At 39.5% G+C, this 20,170-nt stretch carries 19 protein-coding genes; 5 read left to right on the top strand and 14 right to left on the bottom strand.

From position 1 onward, the window contains the following. Window positions 1-109: 109 nt before the first annotated feature. The 8 genes from ABZA00_RS01010 to ABZA00_RS01045 are packed head-to-tail and all read right to left on the bottom strand — an operon-like array spanning window position 110 to window position 11,582. Window positions 110-2,869 carry a DEAD/DEAH box helicase gene (locus ABZA00_RS01010; RefSeq protein ID WP_372880279.1) on the bottom strand — a complete coding sequence of 920 codons (2,760 nt, stop codon included), beginning with the start codon at window positions 2,867-2,869 and terminating at the stop codon, window positions 110-112. After that, on the bottom strand, window positions 2,859-3,668 hold the full coding sequence (locus ABZA00_RS01015) for a virulence associated protein (protein WP_372880280.1): 810 nt from the start codon (window positions 3,666-3,668) through the stop codon (window positions 2,859-2,861). Before ABZA00_RS01015 ends, ABZA00_RS01010 begins: the two co-directional genes overlap by 11 nt. 10 nt (window positions 3,669-3,678) lie before the next feature. Continuing rightward, window positions 3,679-6,741: a type I restriction endonuclease subunit R gene (locus ABZA00_RS01020; RefSeq protein WP_372880281.1), complete on the bottom strand. Its 3,063-nt coding sequence runs from the start codon at window positions 6,739-6,741 to the stop codon at window positions 3,679-3,681. 10 nt (window positions 6,742-6,751) lie between these two features. Then, window positions 6,752-7,381 carry a restriction endonuclease subunit S gene (locus ABZA00_RS01025; protein WP_372880282.1) on the bottom strand — a complete coding sequence of 210 codons (630 nt, stop codon included), beginning with the start codon at window positions 7,379-7,381 and terminating at the stop codon, window positions 6,752-6,754. 17 nt (window positions 7,382-7,398) lie between these two features. Beyond that, window positions 7,399-7,848: a hypothetical protein gene (locus ABZA00_RS01030; RefSeq protein WP_372880283.1), complete on the bottom strand. Its 450-nt coding sequence runs from the start codon at window positions 7,846-7,848 to the stop codon at window positions 7,399-7,401. Further along, window positions 7,841-9,325: an N-6 DNA methylase gene (locus tag ABZA00_RS01035; RefSeq protein ID WP_372880284.1), complete on the bottom strand. Its 1,485-nt coding sequence runs from the start codon at window positions 9,323-9,325 to the stop codon at window positions 7,841-7,843. Before ABZA00_RS01035 ends, ABZA00_RS01030 begins: the two co-directional genes overlap by 8 nt. Then, window positions 9,325-10,086: a hypothetical protein gene (locus ABZA00_RS01040; RefSeq protein ID WP_372880285.1), complete on the bottom strand. Its 762-nt coding sequence runs from the start codon at window positions 10,084-10,086 to the stop codon at window positions 9,325-9,327. Before ABZA00_RS01040 ends, ABZA00_RS01035 begins: the two co-directional genes overlap by 1 nt. Continuing rightward, window positions 10,083-11,582, bottom strand: a complete 1,500-nt coding sequence (locus ABZA00_RS01045) for an N-6 DNA methylase (RefSeq protein WP_372880286.1) — start codon at window positions 11,580-11,582, stop codon at window positions 10,083-10,085. The genes ABZA00_RS01040 and ABZA00_RS01045 overlap by 4 nt, the downstream gene beginning before the upstream one ends. A gap of 195 nt (window positions 11,583-11,777) precedes the next feature. Between ABZA00_RS01045 and ABZA00_RS01050 the strand changes: the two genes are divergently transcribed. Continuing rightward, window positions 11,778-12,338, top strand: a complete 561-nt coding sequence (locus ABZA00_RS01050; RefSeq protein WP_372880287.1) for a tyrosine-type recombinase/integrase — start codon at window positions 11,778-11,780, stop codon at window positions 12,336-12,338. Between the two features lie 72 nt (window positions 12,339-12,410). Further along, window positions 12,411-12,911 carry a hypothetical protein gene (locus tag ABZA00_RS01055; RefSeq protein ID WP_372880288.1) on the top strand — a complete coding sequence of 167 codons (501 nt, stop codon included), beginning with the start codon at window positions 12,411-12,413 and terminating at the stop codon, window positions 12,909-12,911. Window positions 12,912-13,554: 643 nt separating this feature from the next. On the opposite strand, the gene ABZA00_RS01060 is transcribed toward ABZA00_RS01055, so the two are convergent. The 5 genes from ABZA00_RS01060 to ABZA00_RS01080 all read right to left on the bottom strand — a co-directional run bounded on the left by ABZA00_RS01060 (window position 13,555) and on the right by ABZA00_RS01080 (window position 16,150). Beyond that, window positions 13,555-14,049 (bottom strand): phage N-6-adenine-methyltransferase, encoded by a 495-nt coding sequence (locus ABZA00_RS01060; protein ID WP_372880289.1) that lies wholly within the window; start codon window positions 14,047-14,049, stop codon window positions 13,555-13,557. 86 nt (window positions 14,050-14,135) lie between these two features. Then, window positions 14,136-14,840 (bottom strand): inovirus-type Gp2 protein, encoded by a 705-nt coding sequence (locus ABZA00_RS01065; protein WP_372880290.1) that lies wholly within the window; start codon window positions 14,838-14,840, stop codon window positions 14,136-14,138. Next, complete coding sequence (locus ABZA00_RS01070; protein WP_372880291.1) at window positions 14,837-15,022, bottom strand: helix-turn-helix transcriptional regulator; 186 nt, start codon at window positions 15,020-15,022, stop codon at window positions 14,837-14,839. The genes ABZA00_RS01065 and ABZA00_RS01070 overlap by 4 nt, the downstream gene beginning before the upstream one ends. Before the next feature lie 184 nt (window positions 15,023-15,206). Then, window positions 15,207-15,938, bottom strand: a complete 732-nt coding sequence (locus ABZA00_RS01075; protein WP_372880292.1) for a hypothetical protein — start codon at window positions 15,936-15,938, stop codon at window positions 15,207-15,209. Beyond that, window positions 15,935-16,150: an AlpA family transcriptional regulator gene (locus ABZA00_RS01080; RefSeq protein ID WP_372880293.1), complete on the bottom strand. Its 216-nt coding sequence runs from the start codon at window positions 16,148-16,150 to the stop codon at window positions 15,935-15,937. Before ABZA00_RS01080 ends, ABZA00_RS01075 begins: the two co-directional genes overlap by 4 nt. A gap of 181 nt (window positions 16,151-16,331) precedes the next feature. On the opposite strand from ABZA00_RS01080, the gene radC reads away from it, so the two are divergent. Both radC and ABZA00_RS01090 read left to right on the top strand, forming a co-directional pair. Further along, on the top strand, window positions 16,332-16,808 hold the full coding sequence (radC, locus tag ABZA00_RS01085; protein WP_372880294.1) for a DNA repair protein RadC: 477 nt from the start codon (window positions 16,332-16,334) through the stop codon (window positions 16,806-16,808). Beyond that, complete coding sequence (locus tag ABZA00_RS01090; RefSeq protein WP_372880295.1) at window positions 16,809-17,237, top strand: DUF2787 domain-containing protein; 429 nt, start codon at window positions 16,809-16,811, stop codon at window positions 17,235-17,237. Window positions 17,238-17,578: 341 nt separating this feature from the next. Here the strand turns inward: ABZA00_RS01090 and ABZA00_RS01095 are convergent, their stop codons facing one another. Further along, the gene (locus ABZA00_RS01095; RefSeq protein WP_372880296.1) at window positions 17,579-18,235 is read right to left on the bottom strand and encodes an inovirus Gp2 family protein; all 657 of its coding nucleotides are present in this window, start codon (window positions 18,233-18,235) and stop codon (window positions 17,579-17,581) included. A gap of 518 nt (window positions 18,236-18,753) precedes the next feature. On the opposite strand from ABZA00_RS01095, the gene ABZA00_RS01100 reads away from it, so the two are divergent. Further along, the gene (locus ABZA00_RS01100) at window positions 18,754-19,683 is read left to right on the top strand and encodes a hypothetical protein (RefSeq protein WP_372880297.1); all 930 of its coding nucleotides are present in this window, start codon (window positions 18,754-18,756) and stop codon (window positions 19,681-19,683) included. Window positions 19,684-20,170: the final 487 nt, after the last annotated feature.

A 20,170-nucleotide genomic window follows, 5' to 3' on the forward strand; every position in this document is an offset into this window, starting at 1 on the left:
AATCTCAGTTAATGTTGTATTTTCATTCCGACTAAGCGCCTTTTCTACTGCTTGTATCTTAAATGATGTTGTAAATTTTCTCTTCATTTTAATTTCCTCTAACTAAAAATTAGAGGCGACAACTATCCTGACACAGGGGGCTACCTGCAACAAGTTTATACTGACGTTCATTAACTTGGTTGAGAATATCAATATAACTTTTGCCAGCTAACCACTGTTGAGCAATAAAGCCCCCTGCGCCTTCCCCCATTAACTTATCCAATATTTTATTTTGAATTACAGTCGTTACTAATGGCCATAAAATATTAAGCCATTGCGTCATTGCTAGATCTTCAGGAAACAGTCCAAAATTTTCATTAAGCCATGTTTCAATTTTATGCAATTCTTCAACACCTAACAGTGCTTTTCCAAACACAATTCTTTTTTCTGGCTCAACGGTATTTATTGATGCAGATGCAATCATAAAAACAGTTTTTAGCTTCACTTTTTCTTCATCATTTGCGAGCAAATAAGCTAAGGTATTTGAACAAAGCTCAAATATTCTATCTTCCGTAAATTCCTCTTTATCAGATGAGTTTGCCAAAAGGTAACTTTCAATGTTTTTGAAGTAACTTTTTCTATGATCCATTTGAGTTAGTAAACTGGATATATCTTGACCTGTTTCTTTTGCAGCCTGAATACTTGATTTAATATACATTTCTGAATCTTGAATAAACTTTATAGGATCAATACCAAATGGGTCATTTTCAAATGGTTTTGCCAGATTTAGTAAACTACTTGAACAATGCTCCGATTGTGCAGGATCAAGTAAGCTTTGCATTTTCCCCCACTGCCAGCGTTGAGTAGACCCCCTTTTATCGTAGAGTTCTGTATCAGTGAAAATAACGCTACCTTCGGTATGCTTACCAGACCGACCTGCTCTTCCTAATAGGTTATGGAAATCACGAGTAGAAATTCGTTTTTGCCCCTGAAAAACTCCAGAAACAATCAAATATTTAATAGGTAAGTTAACGCCTTGAGCTAAGGTTGAAGTACAAACAACACAACGGCCTAGGCTATTCTCCATTGCATACTCTACAGAAATTCTAAGCCCATTAGGTACATTAGCACTATGAGGTAATACCCCAAGCTTAATTGCCATTGTCAAAATAGAGGCTTCTCCAAGGTGCATAGAGGATAACCTAGTTATTTTAGATATTTCGTCACGTGATGAAGTGTTTAATGGAATAAACAGATCTTCAATTCGCTCTGAAGCATTTGTGATCATTTTACAAATACTGACCACTGACTTTTTAGTCCCACAAAAAACAGCGACAGGACCATATTCTGATAACTTCAATCCTAAATAAGCAGCAATACTCGACTTAACGGCTTTCTCTGGAAAATACCTTTGTTTACTTTCTCTTCCCCGCATTGGAATTTCAGCGCTTTCTAATACCCTAGGAACAAAGAATTCTTCAGTATTCGGTTGCAACGGATCAACATAATGAAGTTGCCCTCGCTGCGTGATCCAACTGCTAAAAGCGACGCTTCTTTCAGTAGCTAAGCAATCTGAACCATTAACTGATACACCTTCGCCTGCGTAAAGCCATTCACCAATAGATTCTGCATTGGAAATTACTGCCGATATTAATACATGCTGTGTTGTAGGCTGAAGTTTTTGTTTAAGTGAGGTTAGAAGTAATTCATAAGTTACCCCACGTTGACCACTGTCAAACTGATGTCCTTCATCATAAATAACTAAAGATATTTCATCAGCTAATTCAGGTTGATGCCTCAATATATAAACAAGCTTTTCTGGCGTTGAAACAATCACTGTCGGACTAGGCTCTTCTAATCCTAATAACTTTGAAAATAATTGAATATCAAAATAATCAATTTGCGGGACATCATTAAGTTGGTTGACTAATATATTTTCACCAGAAAACGCATGAGTTAACGAGTCACTAATTTCTCTACATAGCGAACGAAATGGAGCAATTATTACAGCTGCTTTTGATCGCCCAGATAAAAAAGCAGCTCGAATAATTATTTCAGCTGACTTAGTTTTACCAGCACTGGTCGGAAGCTGAACAACTGCAGAATTACCTGCAAAAACACCTTGCTCACCAAGTAATTTTTGTGCAGGCCAAAACTCTTTAATAAAGCTTTCTTTTCGTAAAGCAGGCAACCAAGCTTCAAGATTTAATTTGCTGTATTCCGGTAGCAATGTGATCGCTGAATTAGATATTTTCCGTAGTAATATAGTAGAAGTAATATCTGCAAATAGTAACTCCCGATCCGTCCCCCTTTCATGGCAAAGTTTCCTTAAAGAAGTCGCCAATCCTATCAAAAACGTCGCCGCTTCTATTTTTAGCTCATAAAAAGCTATTAAGTTATCTTTTATTGCAGCAATGACATCCGTTGTATATGCCCCTTGAACTATTAGTAGTTCATTCTTGAAGTCATTTAACAATAACCATTCAAGCAACAACTCCAAACCGGACTCAGTCAAAGGAGTCCGACTAACGGCCAATTGCAGAGATAGAACAGATGAACTTCCTGGCATATTTGCTAAATAATAAGAAGAGGCGCCCATTAAGCCTAGGTAATAATCATACTCAGATTCTAATTTTGTTTCTATTAAAGCATCAAAATACTTGGCAACATTTCGAAGCTCTTTTTGAGCATCAGAGAGCTCTTCCTCACGTTTTTCCTCCGACAACTCTATCCGACATAAATCACCTAGCATCCCAATTGTCATAAGCAAAAGCTGACTGGGTGAAGAGCTTAACCTCAGATGATGCTCTTCATTAAGGCCAAATTCATACATTTTAGCTTTTGCTCTCGTCACCGAAAGTAAATTAGAAGACAATTTTTCAAATTTCATTTGCAGCCCTCTCGTATAACGCATTTGCTAGTGTCATCAATTCTTCACCATAAAATGCAATTAATTCAAGGTCTGCTGAATAAGGATGATGAGCAGAATCAGCTTCAGCTAAAGTTTCAATATCAAATGCAGAGTTAGAGCAAACAGCAGCAGCACCAAACTTGGTTTTATAAGGTTGATTTGCCGAATCTTGAAAGCGATTGATTAACCCTATATTACCAAATTCATTCCGGTCAAGCATACGTTGTTTGATGCCGTTTAAAGACTCGGCTATTCTCAAAGGATCTTTAGCGGAGTGGACTATTGCTTCCTGCAACATTGGCTTAGGTTTTGCAGTAAACTTTGCTTTAACTTCATATACTAACAACTCATCGTTTGCGGGATTATCAATATCAGTTTTAAAGGCTAAAACATCAGAACCTTTGGTAGACTCATTTGGTACACCTTTCCTGTCATAGCGTGTACGGGGGACTGTGTAGCCTTGAAGATAAGTAAGATAATCAACAACTAAAATTTCTGCAAAATCGCCAGCCCTTATACTTGGTCCTGGTGCTTTAGTTTGACTTGGAAATTTCATGGTGAACAAGTAGTCAGATCGACTTTGCCCAGGAGCTTTCATAATATCAATTTGCCTATCATCGCAATAATGATTTCTATAGTGTTTTGCCCACTTCCTCATGATTTCCTGATCATTAACATCATGGTCAAAACGATATACTTTTGCTTTTTTCCCACAAGTCGTATTAATCACCTGACCAGTGTCAATTAACCAATTAAGATGTTCACTGGTCCAAGGCATACAAACTTCCTTAATAATGCTCTTCTATATAACCATACGCCTTAGCGAACAACTCTTTGTCTTTTCCTAAACCAAATTGGGCCAGTGTCAGCAAAAGTGCCTTCTGAATCTCTCTGGGGCCACTATTAGAAGCTTGCCAGCCTTTAAAACGCTTAGCTTTTACAATCTTATCTATCTGTTCAACCACATCGCCAATTACTTTAGGAGTGCTTTCAGGGCGAGTTTCAAGAAATAACTCTGTAAGAGCTTGCTTATTATCTTCCTGAGTAACAGGAGAATCGCCTGTTTCACGCTCGGCTTGTACGGTGTCTTTTGCTGCATCCAGCAAGCCCTTCAACCAATCGATAGCCTTAATTACACCAGCTTCATAGGCATCACGTAATTTCTCTAATCGCTCGCCTAATTCGACGAAAGTAGGGTTACCATTACCACGTAGACGCCCCATTAGATCGATCTCCAATTGGCCTGCGCGTTTCTGTTGCTCTTTTTCGGTCAGCGTGAATATGGCATGCTCATCCATAATGAGTTCATCGATGTCATCACGAATACGGTTGATATCCGTGTGTTCGTGGATCATTTTGATGGTTTCAGGACCTAATGCAGCCCATATTAACGAGCCTGTCTGGCCTACTGGGCGAACGGACTCATAGATTTCCGCCAGCCATTTATAATCTTTGCGATAAGGTGTTAGGAATATATCTGGATTAATTGCGGTCCACAGCTTAGAGAGAACACCAAAAGCAGCAGCAAATTCATCACGCTTTGCATTGGTAGGTAAACAAGCTTGAGCGGCAATTATGCCCTCAAAACCTTCGAGGGTTCTATCTACTTTTGGGAAGAAACTTAAACACTTATTCAGTTGTGTAGGTAGTAACTCTTTAAATGCCTCGATACCTTCAACCACTCCATCAATCTCTTCAGGATCATAAGCTAGAGCAGTACGCAGGTTTTCAAATACACCGAGGTAGTCAATAATAAGGCCCATTTGCTTACTGACATTATTTGTTTCGTACAAACGGTTGGTTCTGCACATAGCCTGAAGCAGAGTATGATCGCGTAGTGGCTTATCAAGATACATGCAGTAACAAATTGGCGCGTCAAAACCGGTAAGTAGCTTCGCAGTAACAATCAGTAATTGAAGTGGTTGCTCAGGGTCTTTATAGTCTTCGATTAAGTCTTTCTGCTTGTGTTCACAACCATCCAATTGTTGCCAACGCTCAAAATCATCTTCTTTAATAGGAAGCTCTAGATCTTGCTTCCACTTACGCCAATCCTTATTTACCTTACCCTTTTTACTTGCGTCTTCATCTTTGAGTGGTGCCTGGTCTACGTTCATTACCACTTCAACGGCATCAAACCCGAGCTTCTCGCCAAGCAAGTAATACATCTGAACACAAGCATCTCGGTCATAAACGACAACCATGCCTTTCATCTGTTTGGGCTTAACATGGCTAACAAAGTGAGTAGAAATATCCTCACTCACCGCAGTCATACGTTTCGGTGCCTTCAACATAATCGCTAGTCGGCCTGCACGTTTAGACAATGCAATTTTCTCTTCATCATCTAAGTCATTGTCTTTCACCATTTGCTCAAAGGCTTCATCAATAGCAGCACGGTCTACTCGCAGCTCAGCCAAGCGAGGTTCAAACTTCACTGCATTGGTCGCTTTATCTCGAATAGATTGCTTATAGCTATAACGGTTCATGTAACGACCTTCATCCTCCTCAGCACCGAAGAGTTTAAAGGTATTGCGATCAATACCTGATATAGGTGTACCTGTTAAACCGTAGAAGTGTGCATTCGGTAGTGCCCAACGCATTTTATCACCTAATGAACCTTCTTGAGTTCGGTGCGCTTCATCCACCAGCACGATAATGTTATCGCGGTTATTCAAACCGTCTTCATTGCTTTCATCAATTTCGACGTCTTTAAACTTAAAGACAGTGGTAATTAAAATGCCACGACTGTCTTGTTCAATATGTGCACCAAGCTTCTTACAGCTTTTCACTTTGATGAGGTTTTTAACGTCTGCCCCACCAAAGGTTTCGTTAATTTGGCTATCGAGGTCACGTCGGTCAACCACGATCAATACAGTTGGATTTTTAAGTTGATTATCTGTTCGAAGCATACGCGCAGCATAAAGCATCAATAGAGACTTACCTGAGCCCTGAAAGTGCCAGATAAGTCCTTTTTTCGGATAGCCGTTTTTAACTCGCTCGACAATTTGTTTTGCAGCTTCAAATTGTGGATAACGCGGTAATATTTTAATGCGCTTAGGCGGCGTTTTTTTACCCATCTTAACAGTCGAAAATAGAGCAAAAGATTCAAGTAGTTGCAATAAGGTTTGTGGGGTTAACAAACCTTCTGCGCTATCAAGCACAGTGACTAAACTTGCAGGAATTTCATCTCGCTGCTCAGTTTTATGCCATGGGCCCCAATCTTTCACACGGGCATTAATGGCGCCATAAGCAAACGTTTTACCTTCTGAAGCGAAGCATAAAAGGTTAGGTACGAAGAAAGGCTCAACGTTTTTCCAATAGTGTTTAGTGCTGCCCATAAAATCAGCTGCGCCATCTTGCCAGGTAACGCTTGGCCTAGTTGCTGATTTTACTTCTCCTACCACTAGCGGGATGCCATTCACGTAGAGTACGATATCGAAGAACACTTCTGTCGCTGCGATAAAGTGTACTTGCTGAGACACAACAAAATGGTTATTTTCAATTTTATTGAAATCAATCAGGTTGATAGTGATGTGATCACCATTTTCACCAAACGGCAAACTTTTTTCTGCCATTAACCATTCATGAAAGTTCTCGTTCGCTTTCACTAAGCCTGTATGTTTGGCTTCTTGCATTAAGCCGCGAATTTTATAGATAACCTCATCGGCATAATCGGGATTTTTGCCAATATCTGGGTTTAACAAACAAAGCGCGTCTTTAAGCCAGGTGTCAACGAAGATATCGTGTGCTTGTTTGGGCAAGCTTTCACCATGGCAGTAATTCCACTTAACTCCGCTTAAGCCTTTTAAACGGTCAATAATTCCATTTTCTGTGACGGTTTGTTCGTTAAACATATTCACCTACTCAAAAATATTCTTTTTCAATACATTGCTGTAATCGTTTTTCGCCTACATCATTAACAATCTGATTTTTAAAACAGAATAGAGCATTTATCTTCTCAATCAACTCTTGAATTTCTATGCTGGGTAACAAAAAAGTTAGTTTTTTCTGAGTGGTGATTGGCACCTGATTTCGTGTACTTTGCTTCATTAAACGTGTTAATTGATTTTGAAAGTATGAAGACCTCATAAAAGCTGCAAGATATGTAGCCGATAGTTTTCCAGGATTCACTCGATAATAAGTAGTAGATGTACTACCTATCACGGTCCCAAGATTTTTATCTAAAACTGCGACACGTCCAACGGTAGCATTATGGGTCAATATTACGTCACCCCCACATGCTGGCTTGATTCGTAATTTGCTAGCTCTTTCTTCACTTAATCGGGGGCAATCATCAATATACACATTTCCCATGTCATCAATATTTTGAGCTGAAAGGTACGGTAGACCACTATCTATAAATTCATTTTTCTTTGGATACTGCGAACCATGATTACCATCCTGCAAAAGTGTCAGATAGCCATTGTTTAATAATTCCTGCCCAGTCATCTCCAATACTTGATTCGTACTATTAGTCAACACATCTTTTATCACTGCATCTTCCAAAGCAACTAAAGAATGATATCAGCTCTAAATTCAAAGGCACACTCAGCTAGGTCTTTAAACTTCGTTCGAGGAGAAAGAGAACCACTAGATGTTTTTACAGCCCATTCCCACAAAACATCAGTTTGAATAATATAAGGTAGGTCTTCTTGTTTTAAAGCGCCTTCAATCGCCTCTAGAACTATGATATCTCCAGAACAAATCCCATCAAAATCTGCTATTCCCGCTTTTTTTAAATAAGGTCGGCGCTTACCAAATAGGATCTGGCCTTTTTTAAATACACGAGTAAAGCTTGGATTATCTTCTTCAATCATTCCCCAGCGCTGAATCTTCAGAGAACCTGAATCTAAGTGTTCTAAACCAATGTATCGCTCGTAGCCATCACCAATAGGATCTTTTGTTGTCAGCTTTACTTCTTTACAAATATCGCCAAATTTTACTGTCTTTTTATCAGTCATTGCTTTTCACCTCGTAGCCTAACTGTGCGAGGTTCTTAAATAGCTGGTTAGTTTGTGTATTTAATTGCACTCGGCTCACATTCCATCCTTCGATAGCATGTTCAATATCATGCACTTCATCATTATTTTTAGCTTTCACATAAAGTGGAATAGAGAGGTTAAATTGGTTTTCTCCAATATCATCTAAATCCACCAGCGCTGCAATATCGCTTTGCTTGTCTGGGTTAAAGTAAGCTTCACTCAATACATCTAAGTCATCCTCTGATAAACGACTATGAGCTCGCTCACGAGTAACATTCTCAACACCATTGATAAACAGAATCTTATTTTTACGCTCAGCGGGCTTATTACAGTTGAGCACCACCACGCATGACTCCATTGGCGAGTTATAGAATAGATTTGGACCAAGACCAATGACCGCTTCAATAATGTCTGATTCAATCACTTGCTCACGAATAGCTTGCTCAGAATCACGGAACAACACGCCATGAGGCCAAAGCATCGCTGCACGGCCAGTATCGGACTTTAAGCTTTTAATAATGTGCGTGTAAAAACCATAATCAGCACAACCTTGTGGTGGAACGCCGTACATGTTGCGGCCGTAAGGATCGGCTGCAAACTTTTCACGGTTCCATTTTTTAATCGAATACGGTGGGTTAGCGAAAATCACATCGAACTGTTTAAGCTGATCGTTTTCAATAAATTTAGGATCGCCTAACGTATCCCCACGCATGACATCGAACTCTTCAATATCGTGTAAAAACATGTTCATACGAGCAATCGCAGAGGTTAACAGGTTTACTTCTTGACCATGCAGATGAACCGATCTCCACTCTTTACCTTCAGAGCGTAGGTCCATCACGGCATTAAGTAACATACCTCCTGTGCCACAGGTTGGATCATAGGCCGTTTCACCTGGCTTTAGCTGCATAATGCGCGTCATCAAATGTACAACGGTTCGGTTGGTATAGAACTCAGCTGCCGTATGACCAGAGTCGTCTGCAAACTTCTTGATCAGATATTCGTAAGCTTCACCTAAGTCATCTTGAGCAACCGACTTAATGCCTAAAGGTATTTTGCTGAAATGCTGGATAAGATCAGAGAGTAAGTGGTCTGGTAGACGCTCTTTGTTTGTCCATTGTGCATCACCAAACACACCGTGCAGACGAACATTTTTTGCTTCAATCAAACGCAATGCATTTTGAATCGCTTCACCAATGTCTTTACTGGTGTTACGAACTTTCTCCCAGCTTGCTTCTTCCGGAATATCAAAACGGTGGAACATAGACATGACAGCGTATTCGGCATCACCTTCATGTACTTCTAATGCTTCGTTAAATTCTTCTAGGTAAACATCCGATAGACGCTTAAAGAACAACAATGGGAATATGTACTGTTTGTAGTCTGAGGCATCAATCTGTCCACGCAGGAACTCTGCGGCTCCCCAAAGCAGATCTTCTAGTTTTTTATTGCTCATTAATCATCCAGCCAAGTTACAAGTTCAACTTCAGCACTCAAAGAATATGCCAATAGTTCAGCAACGTATTTATATGCGGCTTGCATGTAAATAAAGTTATTTTCTGGTCCTAAATCATTAAATGTGACGCGCCATTTCCCATTTGATAATTTAGCAAATGCAGCCATTGTAAACTCACTATGATCTGCCTTTATATCTCCAAAGAACGGCTCAACACCATCCAATTTAACATTCGAGACTAAAAGGTAGTTCCCTCCCCATAGATCCGTGATATCTGGAAACTTCTTAAGGTGCAGAGCCATTGAACGGACGTATCCAGCCAGGGCCCTGTCGCGGATCATTGACATCGCATTAACAAGTAAACAGTACGGTCCATAATCGTAGTAACAACCCAAATCCTCACCATATTCTTTAAGATCCCTAAATTCAACATTCATTACTTCCGAAATATTGTTTTCGATGTACTCCAGCGTCTCAATAAACAAGGGTTTCATCTTCAAATAATCGCTATAAGGACTCTTTATTTTGCTGTATAACTTTAGAAGCGTATTCAAAGGATTTACATCATTTAATAGGTAGCCACCAGACTTGATACAGTTTAGAAAGTACTCAGCGCATTCGACATCAGATAAGATGAACTTCTCTGTATCTTGATAGAAACGACCAAAATAAAATAACTCTGCTTTATTTTTAGTAAAACGGTAATTTGATAACCCCTTCTGAATGACGTTTTCAATCCCTCGGCTGATATAATCACTCATAATTCAAATCCCTCTTTAATTAACAAAGCTTCAAGCTCTTGTTCAGCCACTTCTAAAGAGGCTAATTTTTGTTGGAAATCTTTCAATGCTTTTTCAACGGTTATAGCCTCTTCTTCAAAAGGCTTTTGTACATAACGAGCGATATTCAAGTTAAAATCATTCTCTTCAATCTCACCATGTGAAACCCAACGAGCCACACCTTCAATATCATGCGCTTTTGGGCCTTTTGTGCGCATCTGCCGATAGATATCATAGATGTCGTCTGCTTGTGTTTCTGACAAGGTATTCTGCGCACGACCTTTGGTGAAAATTTGTTCCGCATTGACAATCAACACATGGTCTTTGTGTGCTTCAGGTCTTGCTTTACGCAGCACGAGAATACAAGCAGGAATACCAGTGCCATAGAACAGATTAGAAGCCACACCTATTACCGCCACGATGCGGTTTTCTTTTAATAGCTTGGTTCTTATTTTACCCTCTGCGCCACCACGGAAAAGTACGCCATGTGGAAGCACTACCGCCATGCGCCCTTCACCATTCAATGAAGCAAACATGTGCTGAATCCAAGCAAAATCACCATTTTTTTGGGGTGCCAAACCAAAGTTTGCACGACCGTATGGATCACTCGCCCAATAGTCGTATCCCCACTCTTTTAAGCTAAATGGCGGATTGGCTATTACACAATCAAAATTTTCTAGCTGATCATTTTTAAGGAATTTAGGATCGCGAAGCGTATCACCACGAACAATTTCAAAGTCCTCTTGCCCGTGAAGGAACAAGTTCATTCGAGCGATGGCTTCGGTAGTTAGGTTCTTCTCTTGACCTTTGATCTTTAGAAGACGCGGATCACCACCATTTTCTTTAACATGGTGGATAGTTTCAAGCAACATACCGCCTGTACCACACGCCGGATCATAAACACTTTCATTGGCTTGTGGGTCTAGAATGTTAACCATGAGGCGAACGATGGTCCGCGGGGTGTAGAATTCACCCGCTTTCTTATTCGCTTTATCAGCAAAACGTTTAATAAGGTATTCGTAAGCACGACCCATATCATCATCACGCACACTCGATACACCAAGGTTTACCTGGTTAAAGTGGTTTAGCAGTGTAGACAACAGCTCGTCTGAAAGACGCTCTTTGTTGGTCCAGCTAGCGTCACCAAAAATGCCATGCAGTTGTGGGTTTTCTAGCTCCACACCTCGAAATGAATCTTTTAAGGCTTGGCCGATATCTTTGGTTTCTGCAAAGACATCTTTCCAGTGACAGTTGAGTGGAATTTGGATGCGGTGGAACATGTCACCTTTCGCAAGTTCTTCATCATTAACCAGCTGCATAGCGCCAGCAAACTCTTCATCGTATACATCACAGATACGCTTAAAGAATAAGATTGGGAAGATATAGGTTTTGTAATCTGACGCATCGATTGGACCCGTAATAATGTGGGCGGCGTGCCAAAGGTGCGCTTCTAAGTCTTTGAGGTTTATTAGTGTCATTAAACGTATTTACTCGAATTAAATAGTTATTTTTATATTGCTGTCATTATGCCTTATAAGAACTGTAACTTATCAATAAATATCAAAATTTACAGAATGTATCGCGAAAAGGTCAATTTGCACAAACAATATTCAATTCCATATTATTACAAACATATATCACCTCTTTGAATTCAATCACAGAGGAGCCGAATTATGGCTGAAGTACAAGCAGTAAAAGACCTAGATAAGGTTAAATTGATTAGCCACCTATTAGAGCGCCGTTATAGCAAGCAGATGGCTGACATATGGAATATTGGCTTAAACCTGGCATTACGGATATCTGATTTACTCTCAATTAAGTTTGATGACATTCATGGTGACAGATTGTTAATTAAGGAATCCAAAACCGGTAAGCTGGCTAACATTCAGTTAAATCAAAAAGCGTTAACGACCATTAAACAGATTCAAGCTGAGCACCCGAGCCATGTTTACCTGTTTCAATCCTACCGTAATCAACAAGCCCTTCATAAGGGCCCTAAACCACTAACACGACGCGCAGTATCTGAAGCCTTTGCGATGATTGGTCAAGAGGTCAATGTGTCGTTAGGCACTCACTCAATGCGTAAGACGCGTGGTTATCATCTGTATCAAAACACCAAAGATATTGCCCGAGTAATGAAGATGCTTCGCCATAGCAGCGAAGGCGTAACGCTTCGTTATATAGGCATTACACAGGATGATGTAGATAAGGATTTTGTTGATTTAGAGATTTAGCCACCAGCACAATATTCCTTTAGCCATTTCCACCTCCCCACTTACCGCCTATGCCTTTGCATGGGCTTTTTTATGCCTAAAGAAAAGGAAATTACTATGTCGTTTTTAAACAGCGTTACCACAACCAAAGAGATTGAAGTTGAACTAGACCTAATTGAACTTGCCTATGACCATATTGACTCTATTGATGATTTGAAGAGCCTCCTTGAAGGTATTTCATCTCCCCCTTTGGAAGCCTATCTCGATGAGATACGAAGTGAAGCCAAGAATGAGGTATTCAATAAAATTGATTGTGCCGAATCATTACATGAGTTCATCGAAAATATTGATGAGTCAATTGCAAATGAATACAAGCAGCAACTGATTGATGATGGCGCTCACAAGCAAACTGCTGATTTGATAGACCAAGCTTGCTCTGCAACCGAGGATGAACTGCATGACTTGCTTATTTGTATCTTAAATCAGAATCCTCGCAGTTTGCACCGTTTTATGGTGAGTAAACAAGCTGAGGTAAAATTAGCAATGATTGAAAGTGCGCAAGCTTTGGTGGCAGACTTAAATGACTATTTCTAAGGTTCGCTTTTCTGGCGGACCTGCCTAATAACAAGAGGGACACTCCCTCTTTTTTTTGCCGATCTGGATATTTAGACAATATTGATCTGATCAGTTAATTGTACTGATAGATTGTAGAATATGAGTACTGCTTATTAGTTTAATAATGAGAGTCATAGGACTCTCTGTTAGTTTGATTAAATTAAAAATAAAAGAAAAAAAAAGAAAATAAATGAAGTCGCACTGTAGTGCTCCTCTATCTATAAGACAAAAACCCACTAGTATTTGCTACCTCTGTTTACCCCTCGACTCGAGTAGAACTGTTGATTTCTCAACAGCTCTACTCAAGGCTTTCTAACAATTATCACTAATCATTAGTTCTCATATAATAGGGTTAAATTAAGAATATTTTTTCTTGCTCAACATCACCAGCTAGATTTAACCCACTGATAACGAAAGAAGTAAGCTTTCATGGGCTTGTTTATGCCCATAACTGCACAGCAGCAAAAAAGGCAAATGGATATGCCACATTGAAGCTGTGTTACAACGATTCAATAAATTGGGTTTGAATCTAATTGAATAAACATTGCGGCCAACAATTTAGATCACAATAAGGCTGAAGCAGTCACCATTACAGTGAACTGCTTCAGCCAATAGAAGCTTGTTACGCTCCTTTTAAATTATCCTTTTCCACTTTACGCATGCTCGGTTCAATCCCAGGGCCCATCACGGTCACCATACTCGGAAATGGTGCGGCATCCTGCTCTTGGCCGTTTTGAAGAAACTTAAGGCGGCCCTTAATAAACCTCACTTCACCACCCGTTAAGCTATCATGAAAGGCTCGTGTATCCGTTCTGGCAGGCAATACCATCACTACCGTAGCGCCTTTTATAGATTCCTCCATGGCTTTCTCCGCAAATTGCCTTGTCTTCGAATATGGAGGATTACAGTAGACCGTCTGCCCACTCCAATCTTGACTAAGCGCATCATCCTCAGCGGTAAAGTAATAATCACATAACGCGGTCTCTGGTTCGGCTGCGGCGTCTAATGTAAAACCAAACTCTTCATTGAGCTGCTCAAATACCGCTGCTGGTGTTTGCCATCTGTCTTGTTGTTTTTCGCCTGTTCTGGCGCTTGAAAAATGAAGTTTTTTGTTCATGGGAATGATTTCCTTAAAATATGTGTAATGATAGTGGACTAAACTTACCGAATAATTTATTCGTTAAGCCGATATTGATTAGGCGGTTAAGATTGTTCTATTAACTCCTTCTTGTCCTGATTCTGTTGTTTGCTGAATTTGACACCGAACGCAGTACTTAAGTCTTCTACTGGGTATCTGGGCAGCTTGGCTAATGTGCTTAAAAAGTAAAAACACCGATGAGTCTCGTATTGGTAATTACTTTGCTCTGCCTTCAGGGGGATTAAGCTATCGGGTGGAAATATGCAAAGCGTATGTATTTGTGACTCGTGAACCAATAATGCGTTAGCCCAAGTGATTTTTACCCTCTGTTTAAAATGCTCTCTGACTTGCTCCAGCGAGGCTTTAGCTCGATAAGAGACTGCACTAAAGATGAAAGCCACACGATATCCAAGCAAACCTTTTGCCGTAACATCCTTCGCCCAGATCATATTAACGTCTTCGTTTACTGGCTTTGTATTACCCTTGCTCTTTAGCTCTCCTTCAGTAATTGCTTTTTCCGGAAATTGATTGGCTAAACTGTAAAACAATGTATTCAGAAGTGCCTCAGCATCTCCATTAAACGTTTTAGGAAATCCTAAGCGAAATCGAAATACGTAACAGTCAGGGAATCGTTGTAATGATTGCTCAAAGATGTTGGCCAGTTCATCCAGAAAAGTAAGGGACAACTCTCCCATATCAATATTCACTTGGTATTCCCCAAAATAACCCAATGTTAATTTATCAACTTCAGAATGCTCTTTGTTGCTCATCGTTGGTTCCTCGCACTAATCTTTTTTTGAATCCATTCTTGAATGTCGCTTTGTTGCCAAGCAATGGTCCTGGCACCTAATGAAATACTTTTAGGAAATTCTCCCTCCTCCATAAATTTATAGATGCTGGAGCGACCCAGTCCGGTTGTATGAATTACTTCTTGTAGCTTAATTAATCTCATGTTGAGTTCCTCTTGTTGTTTTTACTCAATAGAAGAGGTGGTTATGTATTTTTTATCCGAAGAAGTCCTGTGGGTTACAACCTAGCTGTAAATAAAACAAAAAAGCACCACAACACGTTACGTGTCACGGTGCCCTTATTACCAGTCAATTAACCCGTTCCGTTTGATAGGGGTAGCGCTCCTCTTATTTTTGCCCCCGCGAATGCTCGCTCTCTGGTGGTAAAGTAGAAGGACTCACCCACTCGAATGGCTGGCGCAAGATCTCAGGTTTAAAGCCATATCGCACTCGAAACAAAGGTGTACTGGAGCCTTTAGTTTGCACCTGGGCCAATCGACTAATAATCTGAAAATTACTTTGACACTTTTCGTCGCCATCCCCCCTTCCAGGTAAATAAGATAACCCACCTTCGTCGGAAGGGTAGTTAACGCTTCCCCTTACTCCTTTACCATGAGATTTCTCGGTTGATGCCATACAGCTATTTAACAAATGCTCAAACTCCCTATCAAAAAAGCAGTTGTGGTCTTCGGAAGATCGAGCGTACTCAAAAGCGTCCGCCTTGATAAAGAGGTAACCTCGGTGAACACAAAAGCCATTTGCAGTGCCAGTAGTCCAAGCCAGCCCTATCGAACTATCTCCCTCTGGCATATGCTCGGCTATTTCATACTGTATCTTACAAAACAAGCCATTAACTACCGCTTCATTACACACGCCCTTGCCTCCAGGAATAATGAGTTCGATTGGTATCATGTAAAAACCTTTTTTGTCGTTCACCCATTTACAATACATTTCATAAAGCTGCGTTAATGAACGCAAAACAAAAGGGATTCCATTGTTACAAACCGTAAGCCCTTTAAATTCATCTTCTTTATACAATTCCCATGGTTTACCTGAATGCCAACATTCTAATGTCATCATGCATCCCCCTTTCCATAACCTGACAACACATTATCGTCCCGACGCGCAACGACCACCTCCATCCAATTCAGCACCTCACTTTCAACCCAAGCGACTGCCCGATCACCAAGCGAAACGCTGGCGGGAAATCTATCTTCTCCAATGTACTTGTAAATGCTTGAACGGCTCAGCCCGGTTGTGCTCATTACTTCTTTTAGTCTAATTAATCTCATGTGAGTTCCTCTTGTTGTTTTTACTCAATAGAAGAGGGGGTTATGTATTTTTTATCCGTGGACGTTCACAGAGTACCAATCCAGCCATGGGCAACGCTGGATTTCAGGCGATTCCATTTTATTTCAAACACATATTACTCAAGGGCATACACCATTAAGTTAATTAAAAAGGAGTAAACTTATGCCAAGTAAACCATTAACCACCTATGTCACCCACCAGCCAATGACAGCAGTTCAGGTATTAGAGAAAGCGGCGGAAATAGTCGCAGAGCGTTATTTTCATGGCGATGTCTTCTGCAGTGCCAAGGCAACGAAAGACTTCCTTACATTTAAAATGGGAGGATATGAACGGGAGGTCTTTGCTGTCATGCTGCTCGATAGTCAGCACAGCATGATTGAGTTTCGTGAGCTGTTTTTTGGATCGATTGACGCTGCGAGCGTTTACCCTAGAGAGGTGGTAAAGGTAGGGTTAGAAGTTAATGCAGCAGCGATTATTCTTGCTCACAACCACCCTTCCGGAGTACCAGAGCCATCACAGTCCGATAAACGCATTACATCGCAATTAAAGGATGCATTGGCATTAGTAGATATACGAGTGTTAGATCATATTGTGGTCGGTGAAACATGTGTGTCATTTGCAGAGCGAGGATTAATCTAAATGGATATTAAAATTGACCAAAACTTATTGGATATATCAGATGAATTATTTGCAGAATTAAAACGTGTGATGATAGAAAACGTACCAAGTGACACTGTCACGCAGTTCACTTTTAATTATCGGGATAGCTCATACAACACCGAAGCCGGTGGATATCATCCGGTGGAAATTGCCATACAAAAGGAGCATAGCAGTAACCGTTGGCAGCTAATCTATATCACAGACTTTGCTTACCAAGGGTATCCCTATGCTGAGCTAGTGAAAGAACTGGACTTTGATTTCACCACAGAACTGTTCTGCTCCTGCTTTTCACGGCCAGAAGCAATTAGTCACCCAGACGTAAAGGAGATGTATCAGCTGTGGGAAAGCAATTTTCTAAATTACCTGGAATTAGGTGCTTATGACCAAATAACAATATCGGCATATTGATGTAAATCTCAACAACCCATAATGGTGTTTTGGCTAGTTGATAAACCTTGCGTGGCAAGGGAGTAGCAAAAAGAGCTTGGTTGAAGTTCTTTTTTTGTCGATTTGTAGCAAAAAAGGAAGCGGGGTATAGCTGAGATCCAAGTCTATTTCGCTCATTACGCACATGTTGTTGCAGCAGTATATCAAGTATTCAAAGATACTAAGGGGCCAGCACATCACTGTTAACATTTACGTAGTTCAATCACAATCAATAACTATCCGTATCCACTATTTCTGAAAGATATATTATTATATAAAAACCGCTTTAAAGCCGAATTAGCTTAATGATGGGCCAATGCCTATCAATAACTATTAAGTACTGGCTCTTTATTTTTTATCGAGCTAGTACCAAAAAATCGATGACGTTCCCCCGTACCATATGGCTTGGTTGCAACTTTAGCAAAATAGCTTATACGAGATAGCAGAGCGAAAATGTCTGGGATTGTTGTGTCTGAGTCTAGATCTAGCTTGTGGGTAGGTTTCGATATGTGAACTAACCCTTTGGCTGCGCTTTCTGGTACACCCAGCGCACTTGTCCAAGCAGAAAACAATCGAGAGTACAAATTTTCATCGATGCTAGCAACTCTACCGAAGCAGTTATATACATCGTGATTTAAGAAAATTACCACATGATAGTGCCATCCCATGCTTCTACTTTGCTCTTTTACCCAGACATAATTCAATTCACTATGAATTCGCCTGTTTCTTTTTTTGCTTTTAGATGCCAAGTCAAATTTTAATTTGACACGCAAAGAATCAAAGAACTTGGAAATGATTTCGCAATCACCTTGGTACATTGCCGGGAATTTTAGTTCAAATCTCAGAGCAATTAATCGTTTGTGATGGTGTAAGGCTTGGTTTACTACTTGCTCGTTTCTAATCAAAATATTTTCGATCAACTCTCCTTTTTCTGATTGAACTAAATAGCCGTTATACATTGGGGTATTGATAGTGTTCATGTTACTTCTCCTCGGGTTAGTCTATATCCTTAGAGAAACATGTAATTTTTATTCTTGATGATTCTTAATATAATTCATTAAGTTGTATTGTTAACAGGGTATATAACTATAACCGACAATTGCTAACGGCAAGATAACCTGATAACAGCATACAATCGAAAATAGGTTTCGCTTTATAGCAGGGATATTGCCAACTGAATCACTCTGGAGTTATTCACCTGTCAAAAAACCAAAGGTTACGTTTTGATTTTTCGATCCCTTCTGACTATCCCATACACTTTAAATTATTCCGGCGAATACGAATCTAGCAATAGATTATTTAACGATAAAAAAACAATCTAATTTAAAACACACCAAAAACCCATGGCATACCCATATAAAACATATAGTTGTGTAATATTTTTTTGTGATTTAAGAATGGTAAAGTCTTAAATAAATAACGATAAATATGTCACAAAAATCACTTTAAATATTAGTTAAAATACTACGCAGTAAACTTGACAATTAGTGAGTACAGAATGAGAACTATCACCGAATACATACAAACTAAAAACCTCAGAGAATGTCGCTTCTATTGGGCATATATGAAAAGAGAAAATATAAACCTCCCAGTTGAGCCCGTAACTGCAAGTGAATATTGCATTAAAATTAATGCATTAATAAATACCTTTCAGGGTTCACTAGAACAGCTCGAAAGCAACATAAAAACAATGAAACAAGCCGCAACTGACTCACTGCTTACTAATTCGGAACTTGAATGGATAGACAAGGGAAAAGAGAGGCTATGCTACTGGATTTGGTGTTATTGCCGATTAGCTGATATAAAGAAAACGATTGGTTGGGATGGCCTTATTGATATTAACTTAGATCCAAATCAGAATTTAGAAAACAACATCTATGAGAGTTTACGACTAGACAAAACACCGTTAACAGCAAAAGAACGTTATGATTTAATAGTTAAGTTTATTGATATAAGAAACGCTGATTTAAATAAAAAGAGAGTATTATTAAATTTTTGGAAAGAAAACTGGGGATACGTCTATACCACTGAAACGTTTCTCTGGTTAGATAACAAAGATCCACAACAATGTGAATGGGCATATAGTTATTTAGCAAATAGTAAGGAATATCAAATTCCTATATGGTTCATTCCAACACCCACAACCTCGCAACAGATGTACGATGCTACTATTGCAGCATTTGATATATGGCCCGCTCACACTGATACAAAAAAAATGTTTATTGTGAAGATGAAAAAGGCATGGAGCCAAAAAAAACATCGTGACAGCCAAGAAGGCAAAAAAGCTTATAACGTAGTAATGAGTACTGACATTAAAAAAAAGCTAGATGCGCTTGCTTACAACAACGGGATGAAAAAAAATGAATTTATTGAATGGCTGATTAATCAGGAAGCAGAGCTCAAAGTTTACTCCGATAGTAAAAAATAAAACAAGTTCATCATACATTTTTTAATTCAGTAATGGTTGCAGATACGAACATAGCTGGTCGATTTATTTGACGTAATACCATAAGTAATACTGAATGAAAGTCGAACTGAAAATTGTGGTTAATCTTTTTTTTATAAGATATTTTATTTGGCGGTCCGAATCCACCTATTGCCCATAGTGACACTGGTATCATTTGGTTGATTAATGAGATTATGAGCTTACGTATGAGAGAAGGTTGGACAAAGTAGCAAATATCCCTATATAGAAAAGGTACACACACAAACCCTTTGCGGATCAAATTTATAGAAATAAACTTAGAAAAATAAATGCGTATTGATGACAAAAAGCCTATGACCTTTTCTGACGTACCAACACCTGTACCACAATAAATTAAAGTAAATATTAATGACTTAAAAATCAACAGATTGAGAGCGCAGTTCAGGTTAGGGAGGGCCACCATACAAGATAAGGGCTTTTGATTAATGCA

It is taken from the genome of Psychromonas sp., assembly GCF_041586535.1.
Taxonomy (GTDB): Bacteria; Pseudomonadota; Gammaproteobacteria; order Enterobacterales; family Psychromonadaceae; genus Psychromonas.

Coding starts and splice junctions, on each gene's coding strand:
- ABZA00_RS01060 (WP_372880289.1), bottom strand. CDS start 14,049: ATGAACAAAAAACTTCATTTTTCAAGCGCCAGAACAGGCGAAAAACAA.
- ABZA00_RS01045 (WP_372880286.1), bottom strand. CDS start 11,582: ATGACACTAATAAACCTCAAAGACTTAGAAGCGCACCTTTGGCACGCC.
- ABZA00_RS01030 (WP_372880283.1), bottom strand. CDS start 7,848: ATGACTGATAAAAAGACAGTAAAATTTGGCGATATTTGTAAAGAAGTA.
- ABZA00_RS01080 (WP_372880293.1), bottom strand. CDS start 16,150: ATGAGATTAATTAGACTAAAAGAAGTAATGAGCACAACCGGGCTGAGC.
- radC (WP_372880294.1), top strand. CDS start 16,332: ATGCCAAGTAAACCATTAACCACCTATGTCACCCACCAGCCAATGACA.
- ABZA00_RS01050 (WP_372880287.1), top strand. CDS start 11,778: ATGGCTGAAGTACAAGCAGTAAAAGACCTAGATAAGGTTAAATTGATT.
- ABZA00_RS01100 (WP_372880297.1), top strand. CDS start 18,754: ATGAGAACTATCACCGAATACATACAAACTAAAAACCTCAGAGAATGT.
- ABZA00_RS01065 (WP_372880290.1), bottom strand. CDS start 14,840: ATGAGCAACAAAGAGCATTCTGAAGTTGATAAATTAACATTGGGTTAT.
- ABZA00_RS01020 (WP_372880281.1), bottom strand. CDS start 6,741: ATGTTTAACGAACAAACCGTCACAGAAAATGGAATTATTGACCGTTTA.
- ABZA00_RS01010 (WP_372880279.1), bottom strand. CDS start 2,869: ATGAAATTTGAAAAATTGTCTTCTAATTTACTTTCGGTGACGAGAGCA.
- ABZA00_RS01075 (WP_372880292.1), bottom strand. CDS start 15,938: ATGATGACATTAGAATGTTGGCATTCAGGTAAACCATGGGAATTGTAT.
- ABZA00_RS01015 (WP_372880280.1), bottom strand. CDS start 3,668: ATGCCTTGGACCAGTGAACATCTTAATTGGTTAATTGACACTGGTCAG.
- ABZA00_RS01070 (WP_372880291.1), bottom strand. CDS start 15,022: ATGAGATTAATTAAGCTACAAGAAGTAATTCATACAACCGGACTGGGT.
- ABZA00_RS01035 (WP_372880284.1), bottom strand. CDS start 9,325: ATGAGCAATAAAAAACTAGAAGATCTGCTTTGGGGAGCCGCAGAGTTC.
- ABZA00_RS01090 (WP_372880295.1), top strand. CDS start 16,809: ATGGATATTAAAATTGACCAAAACTTATTGGATATATCAGATGAATTA.
- ABZA00_RS01055 (WP_372880288.1), top strand. CDS start 12,411: ATGCCTAAAGAAAAGGAAATTACTATGTCGTTTTTAAACAGCGTTACC.
- ABZA00_RS01095 (WP_372880296.1), bottom strand. CDS start 18,235: ATGAACACTATCAATACCCCAATGTATAACGGCTATTTAGTTCAATCA.
- ABZA00_RS01040 (WP_372880285.1), bottom strand. CDS start 10,086: ATGAGTGATTATATCAGCCGAGGGATTGAAAACGTCATTCAGAAGGGG.